The organism is Nocardioides sp. NPDC059952 (assembly GCF_042730435.1).
GTDB lineage: Bacteria > Actinomycetota > Actinomycetes > Propionibacteriales > Nocardioidaceae > Nocardioides.
This window is the reverse complement of the sequence record NZ_JBHWLY010000012.1, coordinates 48100-67264: the sequence shown is the minus strand read 5'-3', so window position 1 is coordinate 67264 and position 19165 is coordinate 48100. Positions and strand designations below refer to the sequence as shown.

Annotated in this window: 21 protein-coding genes; 8 read left to right on the top strand and 13 right to left on the bottom strand. The window is 70.0% G+C overall.

Annotated elements, in window-relative coordinates; translation table 11 throughout:
• Window positions 1–308 precede the first annotated feature (308 nt).
• A complete protein-coding gene (locus ACFV9G_RS08190) occupies window positions 309–551 on the top strand; it encodes an RNA-binding S4 domain-containing protein (protein WP_378726602.1) in 243 nt (80 codons plus the stop codon).
• A gap of 81 nt (window positions 552–632) precedes the next feature.
• Here the strand turns inward: ACFV9G_RS08190 and ACFV9G_RS08185 are convergent, their stop codons facing one another.
• From ACFV9G_RS08185 to ACFV9G_RS08150, 8 genes are all read right to left on the bottom strand, one after another.
• Window positions 633–1007: an FKBP-type peptidyl-prolyl cis-trans isomerase gene (locus ACFV9G_RS08185; protein ID WP_378726600.1), complete on the bottom strand. Its 375-nt coding sequence runs from the start codon at window positions 1005–1007 to the stop codon at window positions 633–635.
• Window positions 1008–1011: 4 nt separating this feature from the next.
• Window positions 1012–3648 carry a DUF4153 domain-containing protein gene (locus ACFV9G_RS08180; RefSeq protein WP_378726598.1) on the bottom strand — a complete coding sequence of 879 codons (2637 nt, stop codon included), beginning with the start codon at window positions 3646–3648 and terminating at the stop codon, window positions 1012–1014.
• Window positions 3645–4340: a response regulator gene (locus tag ACFV9G_RS08175; RefSeq protein WP_378726596.1), complete on the bottom strand. Its 696-nt coding sequence runs from the start codon at window positions 4338–4340 to the stop codon at window positions 3645–3647. Before ACFV9G_RS08175 ends, ACFV9G_RS08180 begins: the two co-directional genes overlap by 4 nt.
• Before the next feature lie 76 nt (window positions 4341–4416).
• Window positions 4417–4851 carry a CBS domain-containing protein gene (locus tag ACFV9G_RS08170; RefSeq protein WP_378726594.1) on the bottom strand — a complete coding sequence of 145 codons (435 nt, stop codon included), beginning with the start codon at window positions 4849–4851 and terminating at the stop codon, window positions 4417–4419.
• A gap of 56 nt (window positions 4852–4907) precedes the next feature.
• Window positions 4908–5780, bottom strand: a complete 873-nt coding sequence (locus ACFV9G_RS08165) for an inositol monophosphatase family protein (RefSeq protein ID WP_378726592.1) — start codon at window positions 5778–5780, stop codon at window positions 4908–4910.
• 98 nt (window positions 5781–5878) lie between these two features.
• The gene (rsgA, locus tag ACFV9G_RS08160) at window positions 5879–6892 is read right to left on the bottom strand and encodes a ribosome small subunit-dependent GTPase A (RefSeq protein WP_378726590.1); all 1014 of its coding nucleotides are present in this window, start codon (window positions 6890–6892) and stop codon (window positions 5879–5881) included.
• Window positions 6893–6899: 7 nt separating this feature from the next.
• Window positions 6900–8195 (bottom strand): 3-phosphoshikimate 1-carboxyvinyltransferase, encoded by a 1296-nt coding sequence (aroA, locus tag ACFV9G_RS08155; RefSeq protein WP_378726588.1) that lies wholly within the window; start codon window positions 8193–8195, stop codon window positions 6900–6902.
• A gap of 64 nt (window positions 8196–8259) precedes the next feature.
• Window positions 8260–10752 (bottom strand): sigma-70 family RNA polymerase sigma factor, encoded by a 2493-nt coding sequence (locus ACFV9G_RS08150; protein ID WP_378726586.1) that lies wholly within the window; start codon window positions 10750–10752, stop codon window positions 8260–8262.
• A 291-nt stretch (window positions 10753–11043) separates the two neighbouring features.
• Here ACFV9G_RS08150 and ACFV9G_RS08145 point away from each other — a divergent pair, with 291 nt between their 5' ends.
• From ACFV9G_RS08145 to rsrA, 5 genes are all read left to right on the top strand, one after another.
• On the top strand, window positions 11044–11766 hold the full coding sequence (locus ACFV9G_RS08145; protein WP_378726584.1) for a hypothetical protein: 723 nt from the start codon (window positions 11044–11046) through the stop codon (window positions 11764–11766).
• Between the two features lie 44 nt (window positions 11767–11810).
• Entirely contained in the window at window positions 11811–12554 is a 744-nt protein-coding gene (locus ACFV9G_RS08140) for an SOS response-associated peptidase (RefSeq protein ID WP_378726582.1), read from the top strand.
• 1 nt (window position 12555) lies between these two features.
• The gene (locus ACFV9G_RS08135; RefSeq protein WP_378726580.1) at window positions 12556–13194 is read left to right on the top strand and encodes an alpha/beta family hydrolase; all 639 of its coding nucleotides are present in this window, start codon (window positions 12556–12558) and stop codon (window positions 13192–13194) included.
• 91 nt (window positions 13195–13285) lie between these two features.
• On the top strand, window positions 13286–13930 hold the full coding sequence (locus ACFV9G_RS08130; protein ID WP_378726670.1) for a sigma-70 family RNA polymerase sigma factor: 645 nt from the start codon (window positions 13286–13288) through the stop codon (window positions 13928–13930).
• A complete protein-coding gene (gene rsrA, locus ACFV9G_RS08125) occupies window positions 13927–14190 on the top strand; it encodes a mycothiol system anti-sigma-R factor (RefSeq protein WP_091050880.1) in 264 nt (87 codons plus the stop codon). The genes ACFV9G_RS08130 and rsrA overlap by 4 nt, the downstream gene beginning before the upstream one ends.
• Window positions 14191–14276: 86 nt before the next feature.
• On the opposite strand, the gene ACFV9G_RS08120 is transcribed toward rsrA, so the two are convergent.
• Together ACFV9G_RS08120 and ACFV9G_RS08115 are read right to left on the bottom strand one after the other, a co-directional pair.
• A complete protein-coding gene (locus ACFV9G_RS08120; protein WP_369797015.1) occupies window positions 14277–14351 on the bottom strand; it encodes a 50S ribosomal protein bL37 in 75 nt (24 codons plus the stop codon).
• A 91-nt stretch (window positions 14352–14442) separates the two neighbouring features.
• Window positions 14443–15282, bottom strand: a complete 840-nt coding sequence (locus ACFV9G_RS08115) for a DUF2785 domain-containing protein (protein WP_160027663.1) — start codon at window positions 15280–15282, stop codon at window positions 14443–14445.
• Window positions 15283–15366: 84 nt separating this feature from the next.
• Here ACFV9G_RS08115 and ACFV9G_RS08110 point away from each other — a divergent pair, with 84 nt between their 5' ends.
• Window positions 15367–16857, top strand: coding sequence for a sensor histidine kinase (locus ACFV9G_RS08110; protein WP_378726577.1), 1491 nt, complete (start codon window positions 15367–15369; stop codon window positions 16855–16857).
• 36 nt (window positions 16858–16893) lie between these two features.
• On the opposite strand, the gene ACFV9G_RS08105 is transcribed toward ACFV9G_RS08110, so the two are convergent.
• The gene (locus ACFV9G_RS08105) at window positions 16894–17148 is read right to left on the bottom strand and encodes a WhiB family transcriptional regulator (RefSeq protein ID WP_378726575.1); all 255 of its coding nucleotides are present in this window, start codon (window positions 17146–17148) and stop codon (window positions 16894–16896) included.
• A 305-nt stretch (window positions 17149–17453) separates the two neighbouring features.
• Here ACFV9G_RS08105 and ACFV9G_RS08100 point away from each other — a divergent pair, with 305 nt between their 5' ends.
• Window positions 17454–17825, top strand: coding sequence for a hypothetical protein (locus ACFV9G_RS08100; protein ID WP_378726573.1), 372 nt, complete (start codon window positions 17454–17456; stop codon window positions 17823–17825).
• Here the strand turns inward: ACFV9G_RS08100 and ACFV9G_RS08095 are convergent.
• Both ACFV9G_RS08095 and ACFV9G_RS08090 read right to left on the bottom strand, forming a co-directional pair.
• Entirely contained in the window at window positions 17822–18571 is a 750-nt protein-coding gene (locus ACFV9G_RS08095; RefSeq protein ID WP_378726571.1) for a SigB/SigF/SigG family RNA polymerase sigma factor, read from the bottom strand. The genes ACFV9G_RS08100 and ACFV9G_RS08095 overlap by 4 nt on opposite strands.
• Before the next feature lie 49 nt (window positions 18572–18620).
• Window positions 18621–19001 (bottom strand): anti-sigma factor, encoded by a 381-nt coding sequence (locus ACFV9G_RS08090; RefSeq protein WP_378726569.1) that lies wholly within the window; start codon window positions 18999–19001, stop codon window positions 18621–18623.
• Between the last annotated feature and the right edge of the window lie 164 nt (window positions 19002–19165).

The window sequence follows — 19165 nt, the reverse complement described above, 5'->3', positions numbered from 1 at the left end:
TAGGTCGGCCGAGAGGTCAGGTAGGTCGGCCGAGAGGTCAGGTAGGTCGGCCGAGAGGTCAGGTAGGTCGGCCGAGAGGTCAGGTAGGTCGGCCGAGAGGTCAGGTAGGTCGGCCGAGAGGTCAGGTAGGTCGGCCGAGACGTCATCTCGTGCCAAGTCGGCTGACCGCAGTGACGCCTCGGCCGACCGCAGTGACGCCTCGGCCGACCGCAGTGACGCTTCGACCGACCGCGGTGACGCTTCGGCCGACTGCGCTGACGCCTCGGCCGATTTTGGTGACGTCTCGGCGGGAGGGGGAGGATGGCGGGGTGAGCGAGCCCTTCGACGTACCCATCAGCGACGAGGTCATCCGCCTCGGTCAGTTCATGAAGCTGGCCAACCTGGTCGAGACCGGCTCCGAGGCGCGACCGGCGATCACCGCCGGCGAGGTGAAGGTCAACGGTGAGATCGAGCTCCGCCGCGGCCGTCAGCTCCGCCTCGGCGACGTCGTGGAGTACGCCGGCCAGGCGGCCCGGGTCTCCGACGAGGCCGACTTCGACGTCCCCTGGTGAGACGCGCCCCGGTGAACCGGGCAAGAACGAGAAACGAGGCGGTGACCCCGAAGGGTCACCGCCTCGCTGCCTACGTGCTGCTTACTTCTCGACCTTGACCAGGTCGCAGACGAAGATCAGGGTCTCGCCGGGCTTGATCGCGCCGCCGGCACCGCGGTCGCCGTAGCCCAGGTGGGGCGGGATGACGAGCTGGCGGCGGCCGCCGACCTTCATGCCGAGGATGCCCTGGTCCCATCCCTGGATGACCTGGCCGATGCCGACGCGGAAGTCGAGCGGCTCGCCGCGGTTGTAGGACGCGTCGAACTCCTCACCGGTGGACAGCGCGACGCCGACGTAGTGCACCGATACGCGGTCGCGCTCGGTGGCCTCCTCGCCGTCGCCGACGGTGATGTCCGTGATGACGAGGTCGGTCGGAGGGGTGGGGTCGACGAAGTCGATCTCAGGCTTCTGGCTCATGAAATCAGTCTACGTATCGAATCTCGCTGGGGCACACCGCCGCCGCGTCGACCGACGTGGCGTAGACCGGGGTCAGGCCGTCGGCCCGCTCGCGGCCGAGGTTCCACTCCAGCCAGTCGCCCTCGCGGTCGTTGGTCCCGAGCACACAGCTGCGCATGTCCTCGGGCAGCTTCTTCAGGGCCGGCACCGCATCGTCGCTGAGCCCGGAGAGGAAGTCGGTGTCGATCTTCCCGGTCTCCGCGTAGCGCGAGACGTTGTGCTCGGCGATCCACGCGTCCGGGTTGATCGCGGCGATCCCGAGCAGCGCGACAGCACCACTGACCAGCGCGAACCGCCCGAGCCACAGCCCACCGGCGATGGCGCGACCGGCCACTGCGGCGACCAGCCCGGCGATCACCAGCACACCCAGCCAGGCCTCGAAGACATCGACGAGCAGGCGGAGCTGGGTGAAGCCGTACGCCTCCTGGTAGAGGTGCATCCGATACAGCGCCGACCCGACGACGACCAGGGCCTCCGCGGCGAGCAGCCCGAGGGCGATCCGCAGCCACAGCCGGTCGGCCGTGGTCTCCACCGGTGCCTTGCGCGCGGCCGCCCAGATCACCAGCAGGGTCAGTGCGGTCGCGACGGTCAGCTGGCCGAACCCCTGGTGGACGTACTCGGCGTAGGTCAGTCCCGTCGTCTCGCGCAGGTAGTCCTCACCGCCGAAGACCGCGGTCGCCTGCGCGGTCAGGAACGCGGCGAACACGGCGACCACGACACCGACCGGAGCCAGCCACTCGTAGCGGTTGGCGACGGGCTGGGACGTACGCTCGCCGCGGTCGATCCGGGGCGGGTTCACGGCGAGGTACGCAGCGGCCAGCACGATCCCGAAGACGAAGACGGTCATGAAGATCCGGGCTGCGAAGGTGTCGGGCCGTACGTCCGGCACGAACTGGTCGACCCAGCTGCCCAGCACCGCGTCGGCGGTGGTGAACAGGAGCCCGAAGATCACCAGGCCGAGCAGTGAGAGCACCGTCGTGCGGGCGACCGCCGCCCCGTGCCCCTTGCCGGAGACGCTGGTCAGCGTGCGGCCCAGCCACGGGATCCCGCGCAGCCCGGCCAGGGGCCAGGAGATCCCGGTCAGCATGATCCCGAGCAGGGTCCTCGCCCGGGTGGAGGCACACAGGATCACCGTGACCGCCGTGAGCAGGCACAACGCGACGAGCCATTCGGCGTCGCGGAGCACCGCGACCGAGGAGAGCAGCGCGAACAGGACGTAACAGACGACCGGGAACCAGCTTCGACGCTTCTCGTTCGCCAGCATCACGACTCCGCCGGCGGCGAGCATCACGATGACGGTGCCGAGCCCGGCGTTGCGGTCGGGGATCAGCAGCCCGCCGAGCAGGCCGGCGACGACGGCGCCGATGAAGAGCCCGAACCTGCCCGCGACGCCTGAGTCGGGCCAGTAGGTGCCGAAGATGTCGTCGAGCACCGACGGGGTGGCATAGACGGCCTTGGGGTCCGTGGTCGGATTGTCGACCGGCTTGGCAAGCTCAGCGGGTTCGGCGGGTTCGGCGGGGTCGGCCGCCGGGGGAGTGGTGGACATCTGGCTCTCCTCATGGGTGGGGGTGAGATGACTGGGGCCGGGATGATCGGAGACCACGCGTGCGGATGGCCGCAGCGGAAGCTCGACGCGTACCCGGGCGCCCGAGGCACCGGGGAGCGGGTCGAGAAAGGCGATCGTGCCCCCGTGCAGGTCGGTGACCCACCGGGCGATGGCGAGCCCGAGCCCGGTCCCGCCGCCCTCGCCGGAGGCGCTGAGCGTGCCGAAGGGTTCGAAGACGCGCCCCCGGTCGGTGGGCGAGATGCCGGGTCCGGAGTCGAGGACCTCGAGGTGGTAGCGCTCGCCGTCGACTCCGGCACGCACGGTGACGATGCCGCCGCGGGGACTGTGCCGGGAGGCGTTGTCGAGCAGGTTGACGACGAGCTGGCTGAGGCGATCGGGGTCCGCGTCGACGACCAGGTCGGCCGGTACGTCGATCTCGTAGCTGACCGGCCGCCCGTTGACCCGCGTCTCCGCGACGCAGGCCTCCAGCAGCGGCCCGAGCTCGACCGAGGCGGTGCTCAGCGGAGCCTTGCCGGCATCGACACGTGCCAGGTCGAGCAGGTCCTCGACCAGCCGGCTCAGGCGCTCGGCCTGGCCGAGCGCGGTCTGCAGCGCGGCCGGGTCCGATCCGACGCCGTCGACGAGGTTCTCCAGCACCACGGTGAGAGCAGCCAGCGGCGTACGCAGCTCGTGGGAGACGTTGGCGACCAGGTCACGGCGCTGGCGGTCGACGGCGCCGAGGTCGCTGGCCATCGTGTTGAACGCACGCCCCAGCTGACCGACCTCGTCGGCACCGACGGCAGGCACCGAGACCGAGTAGTCACCCCGCGCCATCCGCCGCGCCGCACGCGTCATCTGCCGTAGCGGCGAGGTCATCCCCGCAGCCAGCAGCTGGGTGACGGCGAGGGCGATCCCGATCGTGACCGGGATCGAGATCCACGGTGAGACCCCGGCGACCCGCCCGACCGAGCCGACGATCGCCGCCACCAGGGCGCTCGCGGCGACCAGGAGCCCGAGCTTGACCTTGATCGAGGAGACCCGCTCCAACGGGGTCATGCGCCGGCCTCGAGCGCGTAGCCGACGCCGTGCACGGTCCGCACCCGCTCGGACCCGATCTTGGCCCGCAGCCCCTTCACGTGGCTGTCGACGGTGCGCGTGCCGGAGGCGTCGTTCCAGCCCCAGACCTCGGAGAGCAGCCGCTCGCGCGTGACCACGGCGCCCGGGTCGGCGGCCAGGCAGACCAGCAGGTCGAACTCGGTCGGGGTGAGTCGGACCTCGTCGCCGTCGACCCACACCCGTCGGGCGGCCGGATCCATCCGCAGCCCGCCGATCTCAGCCGTACGCCGCGGGGCGCCCGCCAGCTCGGCCGCCCGCTCCACCCGCCGCAGGAGCGCGTTGACCCGGGCGACCAGCTCGCGGGCCCGGAAAGGCTTGGTCAGGTAGTCGTCGGCCCCGACCCCGAGCCCGACGAGCACATCGGCCTCCTCGACGCGCGCGGTGAGCATGAGCACCGGCACGGGGCGTACGGCCTGGATCCGGCGGCACACCTCGAGGCCGTCGTAGCCGGGCAGCATCACGTCGAGCACCACCACGTCCGGGGATGTCGACTCGAAGCAGGAGACCGCCCCGGGGCCGTCCCATGCCCGGACGACGTCGTAGCCCTCCGCCGCGAGCCGGTCCGAGACAGCCTGGTTGATGACCGGCTCGTCCTCGACGACGAGGACCCGGCGCGTCACATGTTCTGGCACATGCTCAGGCTAGAAGCCGAAGCGGCCGGAAAGGCTGCAGAAGTTGTGCAGGTCCTGTGAAGGTCGGGCCGACCGCTCAGGTCTGGTGGACGTATGCCTCGAGCTGGTCGCGCTCGAAGGCGAGCTGGTCGATGCGGTGCTTGACCAGGTCGCCGATGCTGACGATGCCGACCAGGCCGCCGTCGGGGGAGACGACCGGCATGTGCCGGATCCGCCGCTTGGTCATGATCGCCAGGATCTCGTCGATGGTGGCCTCGGGGGCACAGGTCTCGACCTCGGCGGTCATGATCGAGGAGACCTCGGCGGCGAGCAGCGCGTCGTTCTCGTGGAGGCGCCGGACCACGTCGCGCTCGGAGACGATCCCGGCGACAGCGGAGCTGTCGCTGCTGACGACACAGGCGCCGATGCCGTGCTCGGAGAGCACCCCGAGCAGGTCACGCACGGTGGCGGTTGATGCGATCGTGACGACTTCTGCGATCGCCTTGCGAGTGAGTACGTCCGCGATCTTCATGCACCAACGGTAGCGGCCGTGACGCACGTCACGCCAGGGTCTGTTCCGGAACGTGCCTACTCGGTTCCCGGACGGCGGAACGCGGTGACCGACCCCGGCTGCGCGGCCGGCCAGTCGGCGTCGTTGTTGCCGTCGGGCAGCCCACCGAGGAACGAGAGCACGGCGTCGTGCAGGTGACCGTTGGTGGCCAGCGCGTTGCCGCCCCACGGCCCCGGGTCGCCGGCCAGCGAGGTGAACTGGCCACCGGCCTCACGCACGATGATGTCGAGCGCGGCCATGTCGTAGAGCTCGAGCTCCGGCTCCACCGCGATGTCGACAGCGCCCTCGGCGACGAGCATGTAGGACCAGAAGTCGGAGTAGGCACGCGTGCGCCAGCAGCTGCGCATCAGCGCCAGGAAGTCCTCGAGCCGCTCGCGCTCCTCCCAGCCGTGCAGCGAGGAGTAGGACAGCGAGGCGTCCTCCAGGCGGCGCACGTCCGAGACCTGGCAGCGGGTCGACTTCATCAGCGACTTGCCGGTGTGGGCGCCCTGGCCCTTCGCCGCCCACCAGCGCCGCCCGAGCTGGGGCGCGGAGACGACCGACATCACGACCTCGTTGTCGACCGCGAGCGCGATCAGGGTCGCCCACACCGGCACGCCGCGCACGAAGTTCTTCGTGCCGTCGATCGGGTCGACGATCCAGCGGCGGCTGGACGAGCCCGAGGAACCCGACTCCTCGCCGGTGATCGCGTCACGCGTACGCGCTCGAGAGAGCGTGCGCCGGATCGACTCCTCCACGGCCTTGTCCGCGTCCGAGACGGGGGTGAGGTCGGGCTTGGTCATGACGTGCAGGTCGAGCGCCTTGAACCGCGACGTCGACAGCGAGTCGGCGTCGTCGGCCAGCAGGTGCGCCAGCCGCAGGTCGTCGTTGAAGTCAGGAGTGCTCGCCACGAGGGTCCACTCTAGTGGTTACGGCCCCGGAGCGAACCCTCCCCAGGTAACCGGTTCCCCACGAAAACACCGCCTGGGGCATGGCGGGATCGACCAGGTCAGAGCGCGTACGTCGGCACCGACCGCGCCTCGAGCAGGCGCCGGAACGAGGCGACCCGTTCCGGATCGAGCCTGCCGTCCTCGATCGCGATGTCAAGCCCGCACTCCGGAGAATCCGCGGAGTGCGAGCAGCCGCGCGGGCACTCCGTCGTCGCCTCCTGCAGATCGGGGAAGGAGACGATGAGCCGTTCCGGCTCGACGTGAGCCAGCCCGAACGTACGGATTCCCGGGGTGTCGATGATCCACCCGGCGTCGCCGGGCAGCGGCAGCATCAGCGCCGAGGTGGAGGTGTGCCGCCCGCGCCCCGTGACCGCGTTGACGTGCCCGACCTCCCGCCCTGCGTCGGGGACGATCGCGTTGACCAGCGTCGACTTGCCCACGCCGCTGTGGCCGAGCAGGACCGACGTACGCCCGTCGAGCTCGTTCTGCAGCGCGCTCATGTCGCCGCCGCGCTGGGTCACCACCCACGGCACGCCCAGCGAGCGGTAGGTCGAGACCAGCGACTCCGGGTCGGCCAGGTCCGCCTTGGTGATGCACAGCAGCGGGTCGATGCCGGCCTCGTAGGCGGCCACCAGCGCGCGGTCGATGAACCCCGTGCGCGGCTCGGGGTCGGCGATCGCGGTGACGATCACCAGCTGGTCGGCGTTGGCCACCACGACCCGCTCGACGGGGTCGTCGTCGTCGGCCGTACGCCGCAGCACGGTCTCCCGGGGCTCGAGCTCGACGATCCGGGCCAGTGCCCCCTCCGCGCCCGAGGTGTCGCCGACGACCTTCACCCGGTCGCCCACGACGACTCCCTTGCGGCCGAGCGGGCGGGCCTTGACCGCCCACACCTCGACCTCGGGTGCCTCGTCCATGACCAGCGTGAACCGGCCACGGTCGACGGTGATCACCCGGCCGAGGTCGGCGTCGTCATAGCTGGGCCGGTCCTTCGTCCGCGGCCGGGTCCGGCGCCGGGGACGGTCGTAGTGCTCGACGTCCTCGGTCCCGTAGCGCCGCTGTGCTTTCGCCATCAGGTGCTCAGAAGAGCCCAGCCCAGAAGGGCGCGAAGTCGGTGAAGGTCTTGGAGGTGGTGGTGATGTTCTCGACCAGGACGCCGTCGACGGCAGCCCCGATGATCACCCCGGCGTGGGCCATCCGGTGGTCGGCGTAGGTGTGGAACACCCCGCCGTGCAGCTGCGCCGGCCGGATGGTCAGCCCGTCGGGATGCTCGGTGACGTCGGCCCCGAGCCCACCCAGCTCGCGCGCGAGCGCGGCGAGCCGGTCGGTCTCGTGGCCACGGATGTGGCCGATCCCGCTCAGGTGCGACGGGGTCTCCGCGAGCGCGCACAGTGCCGCGACGGCCGGGGTGAGCTCGCCGATGTCATGCATGTCCAGGTCGATCCCGGTGAGCCGCTCCGGCCCGGTCACGGTGAGCCCGTCGTCGGTGACCAGCACCTCGCAGCCCATCAGCGAGAGCACCTCGCGCAGCTGGTCGCCGGGCTGGTCGGTGGCCTGCGGCCAGTCGCGCACCGTCACGGTGCCGCCGGAGATCGCGGCGAGCGCCAGGAACGGTGCCGCGTTGGAGAGGTCCGGCTCGATGGTGCGGTCCAGTGCCTTGATCGGCCCCGGTGCGACCGTCCACCGGTTCGCGTCAGCGTCGTCGACCGCGACGCCGTGCTCGCGCAGCATCGCGACCGTCATGTCGATGTGCGGCAGCGAGGGGACGGGCTTGCCGTCGTGGCGGATGTCCACGCCCTGCTCGTAGCGCGCACCCGCCAGCAGCAGCGCGCTGATGAACTGGCTCGAGGCCGAGGCGTCGACCACCACGGTCCCACCGGGCACGGTGCCCTGGCCGTGGATCGTGAACGGCAGCCCCTCGCCGTCGATCTCGACACCCAGGTCGCGCAGCGCGCGCAGCACCTCACCCATCGGCCGGTTGCGCATGTGCGGGTCGCCGTCGAAGGCGACCGTGCCGGTGGAGAGCGCGGCCACCGGAGGTACGAACCGCATCACCGTCCCCGCCAGCCCGCAGTCGATCTCGGCGTCGGCGCCGAACGCCCCGGGCGTCACGACCCAGTCGTCGCCGTCGGTGTCCACGTGCGACCCCAACGACGTCAGCGCCGCCGCCATCAGCAGCGTGTCGCGGGACCGAAGCGCCCGACGTACGACGCCGGGTCCCTCCGCGATCGAGGCCAGCAGCAGCGCCCGGTTGGTGAGCGACTTGCTCCCCGGCAGCGACACCGTCGCCGTCACCGGCCCGTGCGCTCGGGGCGCCGGCCAGGGGTCGGCCGGCCCGTTGGCAGGGTCAGCGGAACGGTCGGTCGTCGTAGTCACAGGTCCAACTTTAGTGTCTGCGACCTGTCGAGCCTCAGCGCGTCCGTCGGCCAGGTGGATGAGATCAGCGCAGGCCGATCGCCTCGAGGAAACCCTTCCACGTCAGACCGCCCGTCTTCGCGCTGGCCTCGGACTCGGAGGCGTCGTCCTCGGGAACCTCGCTGGGAGCGCTGTCCTGGCCCGGGTCGGCCGGGCTGCCGGACGTGCTCGGGAAGCCGGGCAGGCTGGGACTGCCGGTCGGGGTCGGCACCTGGGGCACGTCGGGAGTCCCGGGCGGGGTGGGCACCTGGGGGACGTCCGGGATCCCGGGCGGGGTGGGCACCTGGGGCACATCCGGGGTCTCGGTCGGCGTGGGCGACGGCTGCGGAGAGACGGTGCCCGAGACGGTGGCCGAGTCGTTGCCCGACGCGGGATCGTTGTAGCCCACGGGGGTGAGGCGCGCCGTCACGTTCCAGTCGCCTTCGGGGACGAAGTCGAGGTGGAGGACGCTGGTGCCGTTGTCCGCGCTCGTCAGGGTGCACGTGCCGGAGACCTGGCCGTCCTCGCCAGGGGCGACCTCCTGCGAGCAGGCGGACATCGACTGGTTCGGGTAGGGCTCGGCGATACCGGACGCCTCATAGGAGAAGGTCGCCTCGTAGGCGCCCTCGGGGATGCCGGAGACCGTGACCTCGACGTGCTCGTAGGCGCCGTAGGGGATGTGCGCCATCGTGAGCCCGGAGTCGTGCTCGGGTGCCGCCTCGAGAGTGAGTTCCACCGCGGCGACGTCGGTGCCGCCGTGACCGTCCTCGATCTTGTAGCTGAAGGAGTCCGAGCCGGCTTCCGTGCTCTCGTCCCTGGTGTAGCGGACCGTGCCGTCCTCGATGACCGCCGTTCCGTGCGTCGGCCCGTCGGTGATCTCGGCGATCTGGAGCGTGTCGTCGCTGTTGTCGTCGGTGTCGTTGGCGAGCACGTCGATCGTGATGGGCTCCGGCTCGGCGCCGGAGTGTGGCACGACCGCGCTGTCGCCGACGGCCTTCGGGTCGGCGTTGGGGGTGATCACGTCCACCGAGCCGGCGACGTCGCCGCCGTTGCCGTCGGTCAGGACGTAGTCGATCGTGTCGGTGCCGCGCCAGCCCACATCGGGCTGGTAGGTCACCGTGGTGACCGGCTCGTCGGCCATCCGTAGACCGCCGAAGACGGCGCCGCTGACGCCGCCCCCCTTGCCGCCCGACGGCGCGCTGCCGCCCTTGGTCACGGTGCCGTGCGCCGGTGAGGCGACGGTGGCCGACTTGACGGTGAGCGGGTCGCCGTTGGCGTCGGTGGCCCCTTGGGTCAGGTCGATGACCGACTTGCCGCCGGGCGTGCCCTTCACGTCGGCGATCGGAGCAGTGATGACCGGCGCCTGCTGCGCCTGAGTGGGTGCCGGGTCGGCAGGCGGGTCGGCGGGCTGGTCCGCGGGCTGGTCGGCAGGCTGGTCCGCCGGCTGGTCTGCCGGCTGGTCTGCCGGGGGAGCGGCCGGAGGAGCAGCCGGGTCGGCGGGATCCGCGGGAGCGGCCGGGGGCGGGTCGACAGCGGCCGGCGCCTCGGCGGCGGGCTCGTCGGCAACCGGCGCCTTCGGGGCCGGGTCACCGCCGGTGAGCGCGAAGCCGGCGACCACTGCCGCGGCAGCCGCTGCGGCGACACCCGCGCCGACCCCGACCGTGCGTCCGACCGGGTCGCCCAGCACCCAGTCCCTGGCCCGCCCGAAGAAGAGCAGCAGACCGCCCTTGGCGGCGACGCCGCTTCCGACGGCGAGATAGCCGGCACCCGCGGCGCCGAGGAGGGCAGGAGCGAGCCAAGCACCCATCCCGGAGTTGACCTCGGTGAGCTCGAGGTAGATGGCGGTGCACGGACGGCAGTCCTGCAGGTGGTCGTCGACCTTCGTCGAGTCACGCTTGGACAGACCGTTGCGGATGTAGGCGCCCAGGTTGGCGCGGGTGGTGGCGCAGGCCTCCTCGCCGGCGTCCTGCGCGTGCATCGAGATGAACGCCTGCTTGAGACCCTCGCGAGCCCGGTAGGCGAGCGCGGAGACCGAGTTGGCCGACATGCCGAGCATCGGCGCGATCTCGGCCGGCTTCTGGCCCTCTACCTCGGTGTGCCACAGCACCTGCTGCCAGCGCTCCGGAAGCTGCTGGAACGCCTTCGCAGCGGCCTGGTTGTCGAAGCCCGACACCGCGGTGTCCTCGAACGGCACACCCGGGTCGAACGGGGTCAGGTCGTCGGTGGTGGTCAGCTTCGAGGCGGCGCGGATCTTGTCCACGTGCAGCCGGCGCAGCGACGTCAGCAGGTAGGCGCGGAAGGCCAGGTCCGGACCGCCGCCCCGCTGCAGCACGTTGAGCACCTTGGCGAACGCCTCGGAGACGAGGTCGTCGGCGTCGCCGGGCGACACCAGCTGGCGGGCGAGGCGTCGGGCAGCCTCGACATGGCGCTCGAACAGCGTCCCGTACGCATCCAGATCACCACCACGGACAGCGGTGATCAGCTCGGCGTCGCCAGGGGCGTCGAGGGTAGGTAGAGAGGTGGGGGTCGATTCGCTCACAGCACCAGAGACGTTAGAAGGACGGAGGTATGACGCGGGTTGCGCCAACGGGAGGCATGCGCTGTGCTAACGACCGCGGAAGCCCGCACGTCACGCTCCCTCCCCGGATCTGACAACAAGTTTCGCGAAACCCAGAAAATGTGGGTCGCTACCGCGTCATGGTTGCCGATTCGGTACGTCAAGTCCATGTGCAGCGCGGTAGATCGGCGCGCGCACCACTGTATCGATGACCCAGCAATTTCGGACAAGGAACGACACCAACGCCAGGAAACACGAGAAAAGAGGTGAGTTGTGCGGCTGTTCTCCCGAGGTCGGCGTGCGCCTGCATCCACCTCGCCTGAGATCACCGAGCTCTCCGACGGGCAGCGCGCGGCGCTCCCGCCGCGCTTCGAGGCCGTCGCCGAGGCGCTCGCCGAGCACAGCAACTACGTCGCCGAGGCCTGCTGGGTCGTCGGCCATGACCTTGCCGAGTCAGGTGTGCCCCTGGGCGAGAGCCTCGAGGACCTTCGGCTGACCACGCAGGCCGTGGACGACCGCGACCCGGCGTTCGTCGAGGTGCACGCGCTGTCCGTAGCCTGGAGCGAGGCGACCCTGGGCTACCTGCACACCATCTCCTGCGCAGACCCGCTCACCGGTCTCGCCACCCTCGCGCACCTGCGAGAACGCATCTCGGACCTCTACCGTGAGGCCACCGCGCGCAGTCACGCGCTGGTCGTCACCGACGCCCATCTCCCGGGCGTCCCCGGCGGGAAGACCGACAGCATCGCCACCGCCCGCCGGATGTCGCTGCTGGGCCAGACCGCCCGGTCGGTCTTCGCGACGGCGGCTGCCGTCGGACAGGTCGGCCACAGCCGGATGGTCGTGGTCGCCCCGCGTGACGAGACGCTGGTCAAACGGCTCGGCCTCCTCAAGCGGATGGTCGAGCACAGCGCCGACCGGATCTGGATCGAGGGACTCCCCGAGAACGACAGGTCGGCGGGCTTCCTGCTCGACGAGCTCGCCCGCGGAGCCTAGAAATACCGCCGAACACCACCTGCCCCCGGCGCTAAGGTGAACGTATGTGCGGTCGTTACGCGTCCAGCCGCCAACCCGACGAGCTGGCCGAGGAGTTCGAGATCGATGAGCTGCGTCTTCAGGAGCCGCTCACCGAGAGCTACAACGTGGCCCCGACCGACGACGTCTATGCCGTCGTCGAGCGACCTCCGCGAGAGGAGGACGCGCCCACCGAGCGCCAGCTCCGTTCCGTACGTTGGGGCCTGGTCCCGTCCTGGGCCAAGGACGTCAAGATCGGCAACCGGATGATCAACGCCCGGATGGAGACGGTGAGCGACAAGCCGGCCTATCGACGGGCGTTCGCCAAGCGGCGTTGCCTGCTCCCGGCCGACGGCTACTTCGAGTGGTACGCCACCGAGGCCAAGGACGCGAAAGGAAAGCCCCGCAAGCAGCCCTACTTCATCACCCCGAAGGACGGGGGCGTGCTGGCGATGGCCGGCCTCTACGAGCTCTGGCCCGACCCGGCCAAGGCCGAGGACGACCCGGCCCGCTGGCTGTGGTCGTGCACCGTGATCACCACCGAGGCGGAGGACTCCCTGGGGCGGATCCACGACCGGATGCCGCTCATGGTGGAACCCGAGCGCTGGGACCAGTGGCTCGACCCGACGCGTCCGGGCGACCTGGATCTGCTGACCCCGGCGGCGCCCGGCCGGCTGGAGGCCTACCCGGTCTCGACGCTGGTGAGCAACGTACGCAACAACGGCCGCGAGCTCGTCGAGCCGCTGCCGATCGAGGAAGCCTGGGGATGACATGGGTGGAACCACGACGCAGATGATCGACACGCCCTACGGACAGGGGCGGCTCTACACCCGCCGGGCGCGGCGACCACAGGCGACCCTGCTGCTCTCCCACGGTGCCGGCAACGGCATCGACACCCACGACCTGATGGCGCTCAACGACGCGCTGCCGGCCCAGGGGATCACCGTGGTCCGTTTCGAGCAGCCCTGGCGGGTCAAGGGGAAGCCGGTGGCCACGCCGCCCAAGTCGCTCGACGCGGCGCTCACCCTGGCCGCCAACTGGATGCGGGTGCGCACCCCGCTGGTGGTCGGAGGCCGCTCCGCCGGAGCCCGCTCGGCGGTCCGTACGGCGCGCGGCTTCGGCGCCGCAGGGGCGCTGTGCCTGGCGTTCCCGCTGCACCCGATCGCCAAGCCGGGCATCTCGCGTGCCTACGAGCTTCTGGAGTCCAGGGTGCCGACGCTGGTGCTGCAGGGCACCCGGGACAGGTTCGGCAAGCCCGAGGAGTTCCCGGAGGGGATCGAGGTCACCCCGATCCCGGGAGCGGACCATTCCCTCGTGGTCGGCAAGCGTGGCCCGATCACGCAGGCCGACGCCGACGCGATCCTGGTCGAGTCCACCCTGGAGTGGCTGGTCCGCGAGGTCATCGTCTAGCGGGAATGTTTCTCGGCCGCCGCGGCGTTCACTCGACATGACCATCCTGCTCGAACGCCCTACGGTGAACGTGTCGCAGATGAGCGCCCCGATGCTCACGCGCGTACCCTGGGACGTGATGAGCGAAAACGAAGAGGTCGTCGACCTGGCCACCGAGACGCCCGAGGAGCGTGCGCTGCGCTTCGAGCGGGACGCGCTGCCCTTCCTCGACCAGCTCTACTCGGCGGCGATGCGGATGACCCGCAACCCGTCCGACGCGGAAGACCTGGTGCAGGAGACGTTCGCCAAGGCGTACTCCTCCTTCCACCAGTTCAAGCCCGGCACCAACCTGAAGGCCTGGCTCTACCGCATCCTCACGAACACCTTCATCAACACCTACCGCAAGAAGCAGCGCCAGCCGCAGCAGTCGATGTCCGAGGACGTCGAGGACTGGCAGCTGGCGCGGGCCGAGTCGCACACCTCGACCGGTCTGAAGTCCGCGGAGATGGAGGCGCTCGAGCACCTGCCCGACTCCCAGGTGAAGGACGCCCTGCAGCGTCTCCCGGAGGAGTTCCGGCTCGCTGTCTACCTCGCCGACGTCGAGGGATTCGCCTACAAGGAGATCGCCGAGATCATGGAAACCCCGATCGGCACCGTGATGTCGCGGCTTCACCGCGGCCGGCGCCAGCTGCGCGATCTTCTCTCCGACTACGTTCGCACCAACGACCTCACCGGCGCTCGTGGAGGTGCGTCATGAGTGCCCACAAACATGACGCCTCACCCACCGACTGCGCGGACTTCCTCGAGCAGATCGTCTTCCTGATCGACAACGAGCTCGCCGCGGCCGACGCCGACCAGGTCAAGCTCCACCTGCAGAGCTGCAACCCCTGCCTGGAGACCTACGACCAGCAGCGCATCGTCAAGGCGGTCGTGGCGCGCTCGTGCACCGAGGTCGCCCCGGGCGAGCTGCGCGCGAAGATCATGGTCCAGATCCAGGAGCTCCGCACCAGGTCCTGAACCGGTCCCAGACGCGACGAGAGCCCCAGCCGAATGGCTGGGGCTCTTACGTCTTGACTGCTCTGACCTCGTGAAGAGGACAGTGGTCAGGCGTTGGGGCGCTTGCCGTGGTTCGCGCCCTTCTTGCGGCGCGCGCGGCGCTTGCGGCCAGTCTTGCCCATGATGATCTCCTCCATTGGGGTACGTGGACCCCGAGGGGCCTCGGGACAGTCTCTCAAACCCATGCGCGGGAGGGCGAATCTCGACCCGCAGTCAGGTCAGGTACGTGGCGTTCGACTTCTTCAGCGCCGCGACCACGACCAGCAGCAGGTCTCCGCGGATCTGCGGGATGTCGTTGCTGAGCGCGAGCTGGATGTAGAGGGCCCGCAGGAAGGCCTCGGCGTTGCCGGTGAGCAGGAACGGGTCGCGGTCGGGCGTCTCCGGGGTGGCGGTGGCGACGGTGACGATCCGATTGATCCACGGCTCCATGATGTTGAGCGGGACCAGGTTGCGGCGCAGCACGGACATCGTGGCTGCCGCCAGCCGGTCGGGCTCGCCGTGGGCGTAGATGGTGTCGCCTCGGGCGAGCACCCGGTCGGCGACCACGTCGAGGATCACCGTCAGCTCGGGCTTGCCGAGGTGCTCGGAGGCGGCCAGGGTGCCGAGCGCGTCGGCGCCGCGGGCAACGGCGTGCGCCCAGCCACGCTCGGGAACGAAGGCTCGCAGGTCGCGCTCGCGCAGCAGCCAGGTGGCGATCCGGTCGCCCCACTCCAGCACCTTCTCCGCGCGCACCAGCGAGCGGGCGTTGTCGCGGGCGATGCACTGAGCCAGGGCCTCGACCGAGGACGCCCGGCGGAAGACACCGTTGTTGCCGGAGTCGCCGAGACCGACCACCAGCCCGGCCGCCATGCCGTCGCCCAGACCCCCGAGCAGGTCGTCGTAGACGCCGCGCTGGATCCACGTCGACAGGGCCGGCACGGCCAGCCCGCTGCGTACGTCCGGGTCCGGGTCGCCGAGCATCCGGGTGAGCTCGATGGTGAGGTCTCCCAGCGGCCGGTCGGTGGGTACGGCGAGACCGGTTGAATGAACCTCGCGCCAGTACGCCTCCGACATGGGGAACATCCTGCCAAACCCGGCCACGCGCCGACCACCGACCCGCGCAATGCGCATACCAAGGTCTACATCTACGCTGTCGGCGTGCCGACCCTGAGTGAGCTCGCGCAGAGCCACACCGAACTCGACAGCGAAGATGTCGAGTGGCTTCAGCTGCTCATGGCCGACTGGCAGATCCTGGCCGACCTCTCCTTCGCCGACCTGGTGCTGTGGCTACCGGACAAGTCCGGGAACGGCTTCTGGGCGGCCGGTCAGATGCGTCCCACGACCGGTCCGACGGCCTATGTCGACGACATCGTCGGCATGTTCGTGCCGAAGGGGCGTCACGCCACCCTGGACGATGCCGTCGACGCCGGCCGGCTCGTTCGTGAGGGCGACCCGGAGTGGCGCGACGACCTCCCGGTGCGGGTCGAGACCATCCCCGTACGCCGCGCCGGCCGCATCATCGCGGTGCTGAGCCGCAACACCAACCTGCTCGGCGTACGCACGCCCTCCAAGCTCGAGCTGTCCTACCTGCAGACCGCCGCCGACCTGACCCAGATGGTGGCCAACGGCTACTTCCCGGCGGTCGGCCAGCGCAGCGACCACACCGACACCCCTCGGGTCGGGGACGGGTTCGTGCGGGTGGACGCCGACGGCGTCGTCGACTACGCCAGTCCCAACGCGCTCTCGGTCTTCCGCCGGCTGGGGCTCTCCGGCGACCTCGCCGGCCAGTCCCTGGCCGGGATGACCCGGGCCCTGGTGCCACCGCGCAAGCGCCCCGACGAGGAGACGCTGAGCGCGGTCCTCGGCGGTCGGGCACACCGCGACACCGAGATCGACACCGGGGTGATGGCGATCATCATGCGCTCGATCCCGCTGCGGCCACGTGGCGAGGCGATCGGTGCGCTGGTGCTGCTGCGCGACGTCACCGACCTGCGCCGACGCGATCGTGAGCTCGTCACCAAGGACGCCACGATCCGCGAGATCCACCATCGGGTGAAGAACAACCTACAAACCGTGGCTGCGCTGCTGCGGATGCAGTCTCGCCGGGTCGACTCCGGAGTCGCACAGGATGCGCTGAACGAGGCCGTACGGCGTGTGGGGTCCATCGCACTGGTCCACGAGATCCTCTCCCAGCAGGCCGTCGAGGAGACCGTCGAGTTCGACGAGATCGCCGACCGGCTCGCCTCGATGGTGGGAGAGGTCACCTCGGTCGGCGTCGCCGTGCGGGTACGCCGTGAGGGCTCGTTCGGGTCGCTGCCCTCGGAAGTGGCCACGCCGATGGCGATGATCGTCACCGAGCTGCTGCAGAACGCGGTTGAGCACGGCTATCGCGGCAACGGTCCGGGCGACCCCGAGACCGGCAAGATCGTGCTGTCCGTACGACAGCAACCCGCCGGGCATCTCCAGGTGACCATCGAGGACGACGGTCATGGACTACCCGACGGGTTCAGTCTCGACACATCGACAAACCTGGGGTTGTCGATCGTGAAGACTCTCGTCGAAGGCGAGCTCGGGGGCCGGCTCTCGTTGGGGCCCCGGCCGGATGGCCATGGGGCGAGAGCTGCGGTCGAGCTGCCGTTGGAGCTCTAGGTGGATCGCTAGGGGTTGATGGCCTCTAGGGGTAGGTCAGACGACGGTGCGGACACGGGAGCGGGCGTTGCGGCGCTTCAGCGCACGACGCTCGTCCTCGCTCAGTCCACCCCACACGCCGTGGTCCTGACCGGCCTCAAGAGCCCACTGAAGACACTGCTCCCGGACGTCGCAACGCCGGCAGACCTGCTTGGCTTCCTCGATCTGGAGGATGGCCGGACCGGTGTTTCCGATGGGGAAGAACAGTTCCGGGTCTTCATCGAGACAAGCCGAACGGTGGCGCCAATCCATGGCTGGGTAGACCCTCTTTCTGACGTAGGATGGGCAAGGCCCTGGTGGTTCGAGACCCTGCGAGTCGGCACGTGGCGGGGATGTGTGAATGTCTTCACGTGCGTGCTGGTCTCTAGAGTTCCAAGAAATGGACTCCGAAACAACCCCTAACCAGTGTCTGGTTCGTCACCGGACCGTAACACTCAGTCTTCCTGGGGCTAGACAATTCGGTAACGCGGTGAGTTACCCGCAGAACCGGTGGTGTATGCTCTCGCCGCTTTCACGCCCGTGAGCCTCAGTCTACGGGGATGGCCTAGGCTGCTGAGGTGACCGCGCCGCATCGCCCCTGGACTCTTTTGCTGACCCTGATCGCCGCAGGCGTCGAGGCCGTGGCGATGCTGGTGTGGGCAGCGCTGGAGTTCGTGCGCATCCCCGACGCCGCCTCGCTCACGACCGCGATCGCGGGCGGCCTGTTCTTCCTGCTCTGCGCCGCCGGCATCGGCTGGTGTGCCGCCATGCTCTGGCGACTGGAGTCGTGGGCGCGGGCGCCGTTGGTGCTCGTCCAGCTGATCGTGCTCGGCCTGGCCTGGAACCTGCGCGACGATCTGGCGATCGCAGGCGGGCTGGCCCTGGTCGCGGTCGTCGCCCTCGTCGGCATCTTCGCGCCGCCGAGCATCGCCGCGCTCGAGGAGCGCTAGTCCTCCTCCAGCGCCTTGCGCAGCTGGAGGAGCGATCGGTTGAGCAGCCGGGAGACCTGCATCTGGGAGACCCCGAGCTCGGCGGCGATCTCGGTCTGGGTCTTGTTACGGAAGAACTTCAGCATCAGCACCTGCTTCTCGTGGGCGGAGAGGCTGTCGAGCACGGGCTTGATCGACTCCCGCACCTCGACGTCGTCCAGGCGCAGGTCGTGGGCGGTCAGCGAGTCGAGCATCGGCGCGGTCTCATCGGTCTCGGAGTCGAGGGACAGCGCTGCGTACGCATTGCTGGACTCCAGGCCCTCCACGACGGTCTCGAGGCTGACCCCGAGCCGGGTGGCGAGGTCGCGGGCCGTGGGGGAGCGGCCGAGCTCCTGGGAGAGCTCGGCGGTGGCGTCGCGGAGGTTCTGCTGCAGATCGCGAAGGCGACGGGGAACGCTGACGGCCCACCGGCTGTCGCGGAAGTAGCGCTTGATCTCGCCGAGGATCGTGGGCACCGCGTACGTCGAGAACTCCACGTCGCGGGAGAGGTCGTAGCGGTCCACGGCGTTGAGGAGGCCGACGACGCCGACCTGGACGAGGTCCTCGTGAGGCTCGCCGCGACCGTAGAACTGGGAGGCGCAGTATTCGACCAGCGCCATGTTGAGGTGGACCAGCTCGTCGCGTGCGGCGGTCCGTTCCGCGTCGGGCAGGTCCGGCCCGGCGAGGGCCCTGAAGAGCTCCCGGGAGCGTGCGCGGGCGTCATCCACCTCGCTGGTGCTCCTGGACCTCGACGACCGGATCGTCTCCTGCGCCATGTCAGCGCGCGGCTCCAAGCGGGGTCGCTCCCGCGACCAAGGAGATCCTGAGCTGATCACCGTCGGGGGTGGCGGTGACCTCCCTGGCCAGCGTGGTGAGCACCTGCCAGGCGAAGCTCTCCTCGTCGATCTCCGCCTCGAGATCGCGGGTCGTGGTCACGGTGACCCCGATGGTGTCCTCGCCGAGGTCGAAGACGACGTCCAGGTCAGCGGCCTCCGCGGCGCACTCCAGGCAGATCGCCGCCGCCTCGCTGACCGCCATCCGCAGGTCCTCGATGTCCTCGAGCGTGAAGTCGAGGCGCGCGGCCAGCGCGGCCGTCGTCGTACGCAGCACGGAGACGTAAGCGCCTTCTGCAGGAAGGCGCAGCTCGACCTGGGGCATCTGGGTTGTCAGTCCTTCTGTGGGAGTCTCGATGATTATGCAACGAGACCGCTCTCTCCGGGCGGTTAACCCACCACAGCCGCCCCGAGATCGGAGCGGCTGTGGCGTACGGCTGAAACTCGAGAAGGTGTCAGGCCTTCTTGTCTTCAGATCCCGGCTGGCGC

Coding starts and splice junctions, on each gene's coding strand:
- ACFV9G_RS08185 (WP_378726600.1), bottom strand. CDS start 1,007: ATGAGCCAGAAGCCTGAGATCGACTTCGTCGACCCCACCCCTCCGACC.
- ACFV9G_RS08180 (WP_378726598.1), bottom strand. CDS start 3,648: ATGACCCCGTTGGAGCGGGTCTCCTCGATCAAGGTCAAGCTCGGGCTC.
- ACFV9G_RS08170 (WP_378726594.1), bottom strand. CDS start 4,851: ATGAAGATCGCGGACGTACTCACTCGCAAGGCGATCGCAGAAGTCGTC.
- rsgA (WP_378726590.1), bottom strand. CDS start 6,892: ATGGCGAAAGCACAGCGGCGCTACGGGACCGAGGACGTCGAGCACTAC.
- ACFV9G_RS08140 (WP_378726582.1), top strand. CDS start 11,811: ATGTGCGGTCGTTACGCGTCCAGCCGCCAACCCGACGAGCTGGCCGAG.
- ACFV9G_RS08135 (WP_378726580.1), top strand. CDS start 12,556: ATGGGTGGAACCACGACGCAGATGATCGACACGCCCTACGGACAGGGG.
- ACFV9G_RS08130 (WP_378726670.1), top strand. CDS start 13,286: ATGCTCACGCGCGTACCCTGGGACGTGATGAGCGAAAACGAAGAGGTC.
- rsrA (WP_091050880.1), top strand. CDS start 13,927: ATGAGTGCCCACAAACATGACGCCTCACCCACCGACTGCGCGGACTTC.
- ACFV9G_RS08115 (WP_160027663.1), bottom strand. CDS start 15,282: ATGTCGGAGGCGTACTGGCGCGAGGTTCATTCAACCGGTCTCGCCGTA.
- ACFV9G_RS08105 (WP_378726575.1), bottom strand. CDS start 17,148: ATGGATTGGCGCCACCGTTCGGCTTGTCTCGATGAAGACCCGGAACTG.
- ACFV9G_RS08090 (WP_378726569.1), bottom strand. CDS start 19,001: ATGCCCCAGGTCGAGCTGCGCCTTCCTGCAGAAGGCGCTTACGTCTCC.